The organism is Collimonas sp. OK607 (genome assembly GCF_900111995.1).
GTDB lineage: Bacteria > Pseudomonadota > Gammaproteobacteria > Burkholderiales > Burkholderiaceae_D > Collimonas.
The window spans coordinates 1-12,618 of sequence record NZ_FOKF01000033.1; the positions used below are offsets into that span (position 1 = coordinate 1).

General features: G+C 56.2%; 10 protein-coding genes. 4 read left to right on the forward strand and 6 right to left on the reverse strand.

The genetic code is table 11. The features are described 5' to 3' along the window. Both BM029_RS19310 and BM029_RS19315 read right to left on the reverse strand, forming a co-directional pair. The coding region (locus BM029_RS19310; RefSeq protein ID WP_170851143.1) for an alkaline phosphatase family protein at positions 1–388 on the reverse strand (388 nt) is incomplete at its 3' end. Between the two features lie 37 nt (positions 389–425). Next, positions 426–1,142 (reverse strand): phosphonate utilization associated transcriptional regulator, encoded by a 717-nt coding sequence (locus tag BM029_RS19315; protein WP_170851144.1) that lies wholly within the window; start codon positions 1,140–1,142, stop codon positions 426–428. Between the two features lie 194 nt (positions 1,143–1,336). Between BM029_RS19315 and BM029_RS19320 the strand changes: the two genes are divergently transcribed. From BM029_RS19320 to BM029_RS19335, 4 genes are all read left to right on the forward strand, one after another. Next, positions 1,337–2,401, forward strand: coding sequence for a putative 2-aminoethylphosphonate ABC transporter substrate-binding protein (locus BM029_RS19320; protein ID WP_092438804.1), 1,065 nt, complete (start codon positions 1,337–1,339; stop codon positions 2,399–2,401). 37 nt (positions 2,402–2,438) lie between these two features. Next, entirely contained in the window at positions 2,439–3,566 is a 1,128-nt protein-coding gene (locus BM029_RS19325) for a putative 2-aminoethylphosphonate ABC transporter ATP-binding protein (protein ID WP_092438806.1), read from the forward strand. After that, positions 3,563–5,296, forward strand: coding sequence for a putative 2-aminoethylphosphonate ABC transporter permease subunit (locus tag BM029_RS19330; RefSeq protein ID WP_170851145.1), 1,734 nt, complete (start codon positions 3,563–3,565; stop codon positions 5,294–5,296). Before BM029_RS19325 ends, BM029_RS19330 begins: the two co-directional genes overlap by 4 nt. A gap of 64 nt (positions 5,297–5,360) precedes the next feature. Continuing rightward, on the forward strand, positions 5,361–6,503 hold the full coding sequence (locus BM029_RS19335; RefSeq protein ID WP_092438808.1) for a 2-aminoethylphosphonate--pyruvate transaminase: 1,143 nt from the start codon (positions 5,361–5,363) through the stop codon (positions 6,501–6,503). Positions 6,504–6,561: 58 nt separating this feature from the next. Here BM029_RS19335 and BM029_RS19340 read toward each other — a convergent pair whose 3' ends face one another. From BM029_RS19340 to BM029_RS19355, 4 genes are all read right to left on the reverse strand, one after another. Further along, positions 6,562–6,993 (reverse strand): gamma-butyrobetaine hydroxylase family protein, encoded by a 432-nt coding sequence (locus BM029_RS19340; RefSeq protein WP_092438810.1) that lies wholly within the window; start codon positions 6,991–6,993, stop codon positions 6,562–6,564. 29 nt (positions 6,994–7,022) lie between these two features. After that, entirely contained in the window at positions 7,023–7,451 is a 429-nt protein-coding gene (locus BM029_RS19345; RefSeq protein WP_092438812.1) for an HIT family protein, read from the reverse strand. A 2-nt stretch (positions 7,452–7,453) separates the two neighbouring features. Beyond that, on the reverse strand, positions 7,454–11,482 hold the full coding sequence (locus BM029_RS19350) for a DUF3683 domain-containing protein (RefSeq protein ID WP_092438814.1): 4,029 nt from the start codon (positions 11,480–11,482) through the stop codon (positions 7,454–7,456). Between the two features lie 497 nt (positions 11,483–11,979). Then, complete coding sequence (locus tag BM029_RS19355) at positions 11,980–12,471, reverse strand: YqaA family protein (protein WP_092438816.1); 492 nt, start codon at positions 12,469–12,471, stop codon at positions 11,980–11,982. Positions 12,472–12,618: the final 147 nt, after the last annotated feature.

Sequence of the window (12,618 nt, forward strand, 5' to 3'; positions counted from 1 at the left end):
TGTCTTTGGCAGTGATCACGGCGACCTTGGCTCCGGCGTTGGAGAAGGCCTCGAATATGGTGCCGGCGCGCAGGTATTTGGCGTCATTCATCATGACTTCCTGATTCGCTTCGCGATCCAGGAAATAGTTACCGCAGATGCCGTGCACGGAAGGCGGCGCGCCGGTCACGATCGACAGATTGTTCGGATTGGTAAAGCTCGGTACAACACAATCACCGGTAAGCACGGTGCCTTGCGCCACCATTTTTTTAAGAAACGGCGTGACGCCGGCTTGAATCGCCTGATTGATGTATTCCTGTTCACAGCCGTCGACACAGACAACGACGACAGGCTGCTTCATCCATGAATAGCTGCGGCCATTTACGTTGAGGGTCTTGGTATCGGACATGCTTCTCTTTCGCTGTGAGTCGACGAGCTACGATCAGTTAGTTGACTGCAGGAACAGTGCTGCCAGCACCGACGGTGGCTTGCGCTTGCGCCTTGTGCATGCGGTTGCGTCCGGCAACTGCGTGTTCGCGCATGATGTCGCCTGCGGCTTGCGAGTCACCACTGGCGATGGCGTCGACGATCTTGTGATGCTCAGTGGTGGAAGTCGGCAGGCTGCCCTTTTGCGCCAGCGCCGAGCGGCGGAACAGATTGAGTTCGTTGACCAGACGCCGATAGGTATGCAACAGCTTCTTGTTGGCGGTGAATTGCACAAGCGAGTCATGGAAGTTCAGATTCAACTTCAGGTAACCATCGACGTCGCCCAGCGCCACCATGCCATCCATGCGATCAAGCAGCGTGCGTAACTCCTGCACCTGGGCCGGCTTGATGGTCCCCGCCAGCTTGCGACCGATCAGCTCATCCAGTGCGGCTCGCACCTCATAGATTTCATCGGCTTCTTCGACCGAGATCTGGCGCACGAAGACGCCACAATTCTTTTCCTGCTGGACCAGCCCCGCCTCTTCCAGCGCCCGGAACGCCTCACGCACCGGGCCGCGTGAGACCCCTAGCATTTCCGCCAGCGAGACTTCATTGAGCTTGTCGCCGGCGACCAGATCGCCGCTCAGGATCATGCGCTCCAGCTCTTTCTGAACTAGCGACGGCAGCGAGTTTTTCTGAACCAGGGCGATGGTGTTCATGGTGCGGTTATTGGTCATGGCAGATCTTTTTTTGAGATGGTGATTGCACTTTAATTTAACAACGTGTAGATTGTCAACAAAATACATAAAACATGATGTAATAAAAAAACATCAAAAAAGAAATAAAAGACAGCACCCCGCAGCAGATTGATCAGGTTTCGACATTGGCGGCATCACGGTAGACGATTTGCTCAACATCTGAGGAGATGGCAATGAAACAGCAATTTACACGAATCCTGCGCACAAGCGCAGTAGCCGGAGTTGTAACAGTCCTGCTAGGCGCCGGCCTTGCCCTGACGGCAGCCAGCAGCCTGGCCCAGTCTAAAACCTCGCTGCTGGTGTATACCGCGCTGGAAACCGATGCCATGAAACAGTATAAGGACGGTTTCGAGAAAGCCAATCCGACTGTCGAAATCCGTTGGGTGCGCGACTCTACCGGTGTTGTCACTGCCAAATTGCTGGCTGAAAAGAACAATCCGCAGGCCGATGTAGTGGTCGGCCTGGCCGCCACCAGCCTGGCCTTGCTGGGCCAGGAAGGCATGTTGCTGCCGTACGAGCCGACCGGCATGAAACAGCTCAATCCGGCCTACGTAGATAGCGCCCGGCCGCCATCCTGGGTTGGCATGGATGTCTGGGGCGCGACCATTTGCTTCAATACGGTAGAAGCCAAGAAACTGAACTTGCCAAAGCCGACCAGCTGGCAAGATTTGGCCAAGCCGATCTATAAGGGCCAGATCGTCATGCCGCATCCGGCATCCAGCGGTACTGGTTACCTGGATGTCACAGCCTGGTTGCAGATGTTCGGTGAAGCCAACGGCTGGAAGTACATGGATGCCCTGCATCAGAACATCGCCCAATATACCCACTCCGGCTCCAAACCTTGCACCATGGCCGGCACCGGCGAATTTCCTATCGGCATTTCATTTGAATTCCGTGGCCATCAGGTAAAACGCAGCGGCGCCCCGATCGAGTTGATTTTCCCGAAAGAAGGCCTAGGCTGGGATGTGGAAGCCAGCGGCATCATGAAGGGCGCCAAAAACCTGGATGCAGCGAAGAAACTGGTCGACTGGATGAGCAGCAAGGAAGCTAACCAGGTCAGCTCCAACTGGTGGGCCATCGTTGCCTATCCCGGCATCGCCAAAAAAGTCGAGGGTATTCCTGATAATTACGAAAAACTGCTGATCACGCCTAACGACTTCAACTGGTCGGCCAAGAACCGCGAGCGTATCCTGGCTGAATGGGGCACACGTTACAACTCCAAGGCGGAAAAGAAGTAACGCTTCGCCATTCGTGACTACCCGGGAGAGCAGCATCATGTCTCAGCAGAATCCTTGCCTAGCGTCCAAGCCTTATCTGGCGCTGGAAAACATCTCGAAATCGTTCGGCAGCTTTCATGCGCTGCGCGACATCAACCTGACTGTTGCGGAAGGCGAGTTCGTCTGTTTCCTGGGGCCGTCCGGTTGTGGCAAGACTACCCTGCTGCGCATCATTGCCGGCCTGGAAAGCCAAGACCAGGGACGCATCGTCCAGGGCGGCAAAGACATCTCCTGGCTAGCACCTATCAAGCGCGACTATGGCATCGTGTTCCAGTCCTATGCGCTGTTTCCCAACCTGACCATCGCCGACAATGTCGCCTACGGCCTGGTCAACCGGCGTCAGAGCCGCAGCGCCACTGCGGAACGGGTCCAGGAGTTGCTGACGCTGGCAGGCTTGCCCACCAGCGGCAAGAAATTCCCGGGACAATTGTCCGGCGGCCAGCAACAGCGGATTGCGCTGGTGCGGGCCTTGGCGACCTCTCCCGGCCTGCTGTTGCTGGATGAGCCGCTGTCAGCCCTGGATGCACTGGAGCGGGTTCGCCTGCGCAGCGAAATCCGTCAGCTGCAGCAACGCCTGGGCGTCACCACCATCATGGTGACCCACGACCAGGAGGAAGCCTTGACCATGGCCGATCGCATCGTGGTCATGAATCACGGCGCCATCGAACAATGCGGCAGCCCGCAAGACATTTATCTGCAACCGGGCTCGCCCTTCGTTGCTTCTTTCGTCGGCAAGGTGAATATCTTGCGCGGCATTTCGCTTGGCGACGGCCATTTCCGCATCGGCAAACTGGATTTCAATTGCGAATCGCGGGTCGATCACATCCCGGCGGGCCAACCGGTCAAAGTATATTTGCGGCCCGAGGATTTTGTCGCCCGCAGCGTCGAACAGCGTACTCACAATCACGCCATGGCGGAAGTGAAGAAAATAGAGTTCCTGGGTGCATTCAGTTACCTGACGGTGGTGCTGGACGGCATGGAACAGCAACCGGTGGTGGCTTCGATGTCACTCAATCTGCTGAAAGAACTTGATCTGGGCATCGGCAGCAAGCTGCGGTACGGATTGCTGCCGGAGCGCATCCGCGTGTACCCGGATCACGAACAGGCGCAGACGGTGGCGGCATGAACAGGCCGGCCAGCGCACTCAACCTGACGCCGCTTACTGCCAGCGGCGGCAAAACCGTTGGCGGCCGCCAGCAAAGCCACTGGCATGAACGGATTGCGCATGGCTTGCTATTGCTGGTCTGCGCCGGACTGGCGATATTCCTGCTGATGCCGGTGCTGATGATCCTTATCCAAAGCGTGCAAGACAAGGACGGCGCTTTTGTCGGGCTGCGCCAGTTCACCGACTACATGTCGACGCCGGCACTGCGGCAATCGGTGCTGAATACATTATTCATTGCGATATCGGTGACGGCGCTGGTGATCCCGGCGGCCTTCACTTTTGCCTATGCGCTGACGCGCAGCATGATGCCGTTCAAACGCTTTTTCCGTACGCTATCGCTGATCCCGATCCTGGCGCCGTCGCTGCTGGCCGCCATCTCGTTCGTGCAGTGGTTCGGCACCCAGGGCGCGCTGAAGGGTTTACTGGGCGGCGCTTCTATCTATGGTCCGATCGGTATCATCATCAGCGAATGCTATGCCGTGTTTCCGCACGCCTTGATGATTTTGATTACTGCACTATCGCTGGCTGACGGCCGCTTGTATGAAGTGGCGGAATCGCTCGGCACCAGCCGCTTCCGCAAATTCCGGACCATCACCCTGCCCGGCGCCAAGTACGGGTTGATCAGTGCAATGCTGGTAGTGTTTACTTTCACCGTCAACGATTTCGGCGTACCAAAAGTCATCGGCGGCGATTTCAATGTGTTGGCGATCGATGTATATCAACTGGTCATCGGCCAGCAGAATTTCAACAAAGGTGCGGTGGTCAGCTTGCTGCTGCTATTGCCGGCGTTGATGGCGTTTGCTATCGACTTTACCATCCGGCGTAAATTGCAATCGCAGCTATCGGCACGCGCCGTACCGTTTGTGCCCAAGCGCCATCGCCTGTTCGATGCCTTGATGTTCTGCTACTGCGGCCTGGTCTGCTTTCTGCTGCTGTCGGTATTGGGCATGGCGGTGTACACCTCTTTCATCAAGCTGTGGCCTTACAACCTGACGCTGGTTTGGGACCACTATTATTTCGGCCTGATCCAGGACGGCATCCTGGAATCGTATTTCAATAGCTTGCGGTTGGCGGGCTATGTGGTTGTCAGCGGCATAGTCCTGATTTTCGGTAGTGCCTACCTGGTCGAAAAGACGCGCGGCATGGACGCGGCGCGCCCTGTGTTCCGCCTGTTGGCCATGCTGCCTATGGGTGTACCGGGACTGGTACTCGGCCTGGGTTACATCATGTTCTTCAACCATCCCGACAATCCTTTGAATTTCCTGTATCGCAGCATGGCGATCCTGGTGTTGTCGACGGTGGTGCATTACTTCACCTCCAGTTACCTGACTGCTGTCACTGCCTTGAAGGCGATAGACAACGAGTTCGAAGCGGTATCGGCATCACTCAAGGTGCCCTTCTATAAAACTTTTCTGCGGGTGACGGTGCCGGTTTGCCTGCCGGCGATCCTGGACATCGGCCGCTACCTGTTCATCAATGCCATGACCACCATTTCGGCAGTGGTGTTTCTGTACTCTCCCGACACCACACTGGCATCGGTGGCGCTGCTGAATCTGGAAGCCGAGGGCAAAATCGGCCCGGCAGCGGCGATGGGAACGTTGATCGTACTGACTTCCGCCATCGTCTGCCTGCTGTACGCATTGATTACACGCGTGCTGCTAAAGAAAGCGCAAAGCTGGCGCCAGACCTGATCAAGCGACATCTTACATCTATTCAATATTCGACTAACACTCGCATCAAACCAAAGGAAATATCATGAGCCTGCAAAGCCGCGACCCGATTCTTCTGACCCCAGGCCCATTGACCACGTCGCTCGCCACCAAAAGCGCGATGCTGCAGGACTGGGGTTCATGGGATGCATCATTCAATGCCATCACCGGCAAGGTGCGCCAGCAATTGCTGGACATCGCGAACGCCCACGAGACGCATGTGTGTGTGCCGATGCAGGGCAGCGGCACGTTTTCGATCGAAGCGGCGATCAACACGCTGCTGCCGCGTAACGGCCACATGCTGGTGCTGATCAACGGCGCCTACGGCAAGCGCATGGCAAAAATCGTCGAGATGATGGGACGCCAGGTAACTGTATTCGAAACCGCCGAGGACGTGCCTACCACCGCCGCCGACGTCGAGCGTGTGCTGAGCAACGATCGTAGCATCACGCACGTGGGTGTGATCCATTGCGAAACCAGCACCGGCATCCTGAATCCATTGCAAGAAATCGCCGAGGTGGTAGCGCAGTACAAGAAGAGCCTGATCATTGACGCCATGAGTTCCTTTGGCGCGCTGGAAATCGACGCGGCGAAAATCAGTTTCGATGCGCTGATCGCGGCCAGCGGCAAATGCATCGAAGGTCCGCCAGGCATGGGCTTTGTGATTGCACGCAAGAGCGTATTGGAAAAATGCGCAGGCAACTCAAGGTCTTTGTCGCTCGATTTGTACGACCAGTGGACTTACATGGAAAAGACCACGCAATGGCGCTTCACGCCGCCGACGCATATCGTGGTTGCCTTCCATCAGGCCTTGAATCAGTTTTTTGCGGAAGGCGGCCAGCCGGCAAGGCTGGCGCGCTATACCAAAAACTACGACACCTTGATGGCGGGTATGCGCGAGTTGGGATTAATCCAGTTTTTACCGGCAAAAATCCAGGCGCCTATCATCGTCACCATGCATGCGCCGAACAGCGCCAATTACGAGTTCAAGAATTTTTACAACCGGGTGCGCGATAAAGGTTTCATTTTGTATCCGGGCAAGCTGACCCAGGCTGAGACTTTCCGCGTGGGTTGTATCGGCGCGATTGGCCCGGATGAAATGCGGCAGGCGGTGCATGCGATCGGCGATGCGTTGAACGAGATGGAAATTAAAACCAGGAACGTAAACAACTCTTGTGAGAGGCGTTAAAGAGAGAACGCGGGCCGGATTTTGTAAAGACAGAATCCGGCCTGGTTATACAAGATCGTTACGCACAACCATGACCGCCCGCGGTCTTGCTAGTCATCGGCAAATCCCGTCCGCTTTCGCGTGTATGACTGGCGGCTTCCAGTCGCTGCAGATAATCTTCCCACATCGCTTCCTGATCTCGCCCCAGTTTGTACAGATAGGCCCAGGTATAAATGCCGCTGACGTGCCCATCCGAAAAGGTCGGCTTGACTGCGTAATTGCCTACCGGATCAAGCGCAGCCATTTCGACATTGCGTTTACCGGTTTGCAGTACCTCTTGCCCTGGACCGTGGCCGCTTACTTCCGCCGATGGCGAATAGACGCGCATCAATTCAAACGGCAATGAAAACACCGCGCCGTCATCGAAGGCGACTTCCAGCGTGCACGATTGCTTGTGTACTGTGAATGATACCGGTATTGGCGCAGGTGCTGATTGTTTGGAACCGATCATTGAGATTATCCGGGGGAGATTAAATAAGATTAAAACTGCTCGGATATCGCCGAGCGCAATGCGCCCAGCAATGCCTGTCGCTGCGCATGGCTGGCCGGCAGCGGTTGCCGCTGGGCTTGCGCCCACACCGGACTAGGGAAATGAGCGTCGTCCAGATAACGTGGAATCACATGCCAATGCACATGCGGCGTCATGTTGCCGAGGCTGGCCAGGTTGATTTTTTCAGGCTGCATGACGGCGCGCACGACAGATTCCACCTTGCATACCGCAGCCATTAAAGTGCTGCGATCGGCGATCGGCAAATCCGTCATTTCCTTCACATGATCGTTCCAGATGACACGGCAGAATCCAGGATACAAGGGATCGTCGACCAGCACCACGCGGAATTTTTCGGCGCGGTGGAGAATCTCCCCACCGTCGCCGCTGCATAGTTCGCAATCAACCGAATGCTCTGTCATGGTTACACCAGGATCCGCTCGATGCCACCGTTATTGGCGCGCGCCACATAATCCGGCAACCAGTTCTCGCCCAGGATATGACGCGCCATTTCCACCACGATGTAATCGGCGGTGGTGCCGGAATCATCGTTGTAGCGCGACAAACCTTGCAGGCAAGACGGGCAGGAAGTGAGGATCTTGACGTCACCGCCAAAACCATCGGCGCGCAGTTTATCCGCGCCCTTGTTCATCTCTTCTTCCTTGCGGAAACGGACCTGGGTCGAGACATCCGGACGGCTCACGCCGAACGTGCCGGACTCGCCGCAGCAACGTTCGTTCTTCTCGATCTTGGCGCCGTTGTCGGTGGTGATCAAGGCATTCACCGTCTTCATCGGATCCTGCAATTTCATCGGGCTGTGGCACGGATCGTGGTACATGTAACGCGTACCGCTGACGCCTTCCAGCTTGAGATTTTTCTCAAGCAGGTATTCGTGGATATCGATAATCCGGCAGCCCGGGAAGATCTTGTCGAACTGATAGCCCTGCAACTGATCGTAGCAAGTACCGCAAGATACGATGACGGTCTTGATGTCGAGGTAGTTCAGGGTATTCGCCATACGATGGAACAGCACGCGATTGTCGGTGATGATCTTTTCCGCCTTGTCGAAATCGCCGGAGCCGCGTTGCGGGTAACCGCAGCACAGATAGCCAGGTGGCAGCACGGTTTGCACGCCGACCTCCCACAACATGGCCTGGGTCGCCAATCCCACTTGCGAGAACAGACGCTCGGAACCGCAGCCGGGGAAGTAAAACACCGCTTCGGTATCCGCCGTGGTGCTCTTCGGATCACGGATGATCGGCACGATCTTGTCGTCTTCGATGTCCAGCAAGGCGCGCGCAGTCTTCTTCGGCAGATTACCCGGCATCTTCTTGTTGATGAAGTGGATCACCTGCTCTTTGATCGGCGCCTTGCCTACCGTGGCCGGCGGTTTCTTGGTCTGCTTCTTGGCGAATTTCTTCAGTATGTCGTTGCCGAGACGCTGTGCCTTGAAGCCCCAGTCAGTCATGACTTTACGGGTCATGTTGATGGTGGCCGGATCGGTTGCATTCAGGAAGAACATGGCGGCAGTGGTGCCCGGATTGAACGATTTCTTGTTCATCTTGCGCAGCAGGTTGCGCATGTTCATCGAGACGTCGCCGAAATCGATATCGACCGGACATGGCGTCAAGCATTTGTGGCATACGGTGCAATGATCGGCCACATCCTCGAACTCTTCCCAATGCTTGATCGAGATGCCGCGCCGCGTTTGCTCTTCATACAGGAAGGCTTCCACCAGCAGCGAAGTCGCCAGGATCTTGTTGCGCGGCGAATACAGCAGGTTGGCGCGCGGCACGTGGGTGGCGCACACCGGTTTGCATTTGCCGCAACGCAGGCAATCCTTGACGCTGTTGGCGATGGCGCCGATATCGCTTTGTTGCATGATCAGCGATTCGTGTCCCATCAGGCCGAACGACGGCGTATAGGCGTTGCTCAGGTCAGCCTCGAAACCAGGCAGGTTCAGCAGCTTGCCCTTGTTGAAGCGGCCTTCCGGATCGACACGTAATTTGTAGCTGCGGAAATCCTTGATCTCGTCTTCCGTCAGGAATTCCAGCTTTGTGATACCGATCCCGTGTTCGCCCGAAATCACGCCATCCAGCGAGCGCGCCAGCGTCATGATGCGAGCTACGGCTGCATGCGCATCCTGCAGCATTTCGTAGTGGTCGGAATTGACCGGCAAGTTGGTGTGCACGTTGCCGTCGCCGGCGTGCATGTGCAAGGCAACGAATACGCGACCACGCAAGACCTGCTTGTGAATCGCGTTGAACTCGTCGAGAATCAGCTTGAACGAGGCGCCGTTGAAAATCTGTCGCAGCAAGGCGCGTACTTCCTGTTTCCAGGAGACCCGCACAGTGCGGTCCTGCACCACGTCGAACACGGTGGCGGCAGGTTGTTGCAACAGGCGCTGGTCAAATGTCGCGCTGAGTTTTTCCAGCCCCAACGCGGCCAGCTCTTCTTTCGCATCCTTGAGCGGCGTATCCAGATTCGCCAGCAGATAAGTCCAGCGCGCCTGCACGTCGGCTAACAGTTGCTCAGCCTGATGCACGCGGTCTTCCAGGATTTCTGCTGCAGGAATGTCGTCGCCATCGGCATCGTCACCCTTGCCTAAAGGCAGATTTCCCTTGAGCAGGAAATCGCGCAATTCGCCCAGCAATTGCAGCTTGTTCTTGCCCGACAATTCAATGTTGATGCGTTCGATACCGTCGGTGTACTCGCCCATGCGGTTGAGCGGAATCACCACGTCTTCATTGATCTTGAAGGCGTTGGTATGTTTGGCGATGGCCGCCGTGCGGGCACGGTCCAGCCAGAATTTCTTGCGTGCTTCCGGGCTGACCGCGACGAAACCTTCACCGACCCGGTTGTTCGCCATGCGCACCACTTCCGATGCTGCATGCGCTACTGCGTTTTCATCGTCGCCGACGATATCGCCGAACAAGGCCATCTTCGGCAACACGCCACGTTTCGACTTGGTGGTGTAGCCTACCGCGCGCAGATAACGCTCATCCAGATGCTCCAGGCCGGCCAGGATCGCCCCGCCCTTTTTGGTTTCCGCATCGAGGAAATCCTTGATCTCGACGATCGAAGGAATCGCGTCGCGCGCCTGACCGAAAAATTCCAGGCAGACGGTGCGCGTGTGCTTCGGCATCTTGTGCAGAATCCAACGGCCGGATGTAATCAAGCCGTCGCAGCCTTCTTTCTGAATTCCTGGCAAACCCGCCAGGAATTTGTCGGTCACGTCTTTGCCCAGGCCTTCCTTGCGGAATACGCGGCCGGCAATTTCCAGTATTTCTGTCTTGAACGGCTTTTCGCTCGGGTGGCCTTTTTCAGCCGGGTGACGCCATTCCAGCTGGAAACGCGCCAACGGCGTGTCGTGGATCTTGCCCAGGTTGTGGTCGAGACGGGTTACGTCCAGCCAGTCGCCGTTCGGATCGACCATGCGCCAGCTGGCCAGGTTGTCGAGCGCAGTGCCCCACAACACGGCTTTCTTGCCGCCGGCATTCATCGCGATATTGCCGCCGACGCACGATGCTTCGGCCGAAGTCGGATCGACCGCGAAGACGAAGCCGGCTTTTTCAGCGGCGTCGGAAACCCGCTTGGTCACCACGCCGGCGCCGGAATAAATCGTCGCGTATTCTTTATCCAAGCCTGGCAACACGGCCATTTCGACAGCGCCCAGCTGCTCCAGCTTTTCCGTGTTGATGACAGCCGACAAAGGTGTCAGCGGAATCGCGCCGCCGGTGTAGCCGGTGCCGCCGCCGCGCGGGATGATGGTCAGGCCAAGTTCGATACAGCCCTTGACCAGCCCGGCCATTTCATCTTCGCTATCGGGCGTCAGCACCACGAATGGATATTCGACGCGCCAGTCGGTGGCGTCAGTCACATGCGATACGCGCGACAGGCCATCGAACTTGATGTTGTCCTTGGCGGTGTAGCGACCCAGGATTTTATTGGTGCGCTTACGCAAATCGTAGGTCTGGCGGAATTCGTCGGCGAAAGCGGCAATCGCCTTGCGCGCGGCAGCCAGCAACGCTTCGACATTCTCGCTACGCCGTTTCGCTTCTTCATCGCCGACGGCATCGCGCGCTGCGCCACCCTCATCTTCCCTGTCGGTGACGATGCGGCGCTTGTCGACTTCGCTGAGACGATGATGCAACGCGTCAATCAGGGCCTGCCGGCGCTTCGGATTGTCCAGCATGTCATCTTGCAGATACGGATTGCGCCGCACCACCCAGATGTCGCCCAGGACTTCATACAGCATCCTGGCGGAACGACCGGTCTGACGCTTGCTGCGCAGTTCGTCGAGCAGTCGCCAGGACGCTTCGCCAAGTAGCCGGATCACAATTTCGCGATCGGAAAACGAGGTGTAGTTGTAGGGAATTTCGCGCAAACGCGTGGGAGTGGCGCCGTGTGGCGCATCTGACAATAATGCCTGGATTTTTACTGGGGCGTTCATTGGTCTAGGAAAGTTGACTACTTTGACTACTGCTGCTGGATCAGTATTTTAGCTTATCGCGCTACTTCGCGACGGCAACATGCCAATTTGTGCAGTGCAAGAGACTGATCATGCCAGGATAGGCATTGCCAATTGAATCAATAAAAACAATCAATTTTTATTTATTAATAGTTTTTATCTACAATGAATCCATGCCCACATTTTTCAGGAGCTCTTATGTTTAGCCAAATCATCAGCGAAATATTGGAAAGCATTTCCCTCACATTGGCCGACTACGGCCAATGCAAAGGCTGATTTCTCTGACCTCAGGAGCGATGTCATGACACACGTATCATTGTCAAAAAGAAACCCTTATTTCGGCATTTCTTATCTGCTTCGTAAGCGTGCCTGGCCATTGCGTGTATTGCCATATCTCATACTACTGCTGATTACACTGGCGATGTTTTGGGCTGGCCTGTCCGCGATTTGATGCCATACGGCAATTTATGGTGCATGACTCACGCCAGCCAGCTCGCAACTTGCCGCCAAAAACCGTCAGGCACATGCATCAGCAGCCAGACCACCAATATATAGCGGACGAATTTGCCGATCGCCATGTACACGACGGAGGGCCAGAACGGCAATTTCAGCCAGCCGCCTAAAGTGCAGATAGGGTCGCCGATGCCCGGCACCCAGGCTAGCAGCATGGTTTTTGCGCCATAGCGCTGCAGCCAGCTGAACCATTTGCTGTCGCGCTCACGGGCGAAGGCTTGCTTGGCACCGTAGCCCATCCAGTAATCGACCACACCACCCAGCGTGTTACCCAGCGTTGCGACGAAAATCACCGGCCAGAAAAGCGTGCCGTTGGATTTGATCACCGCAAACACTGCCGGCTCCGAGCCCAGCGGCAGCAAGGTCGCGGCGACAAAACTGATGATAAAGACGGAAGTCAGTCCGACCGTTGGCACGGCAAGTGTCTTGAGCAACCATAAAACGGCGGATTCGATCATAGGGACAATTCAGAGACGGCAGACGCGGTGCGCGCAACAGCATACGACGCAGCTGACACGACGTAGTTGATACTGATTGATAGCAATTATTACGCTGCAGCCGACAAAACCTGGTGACGATTAAAAACCGTCCATTATAATGATCCG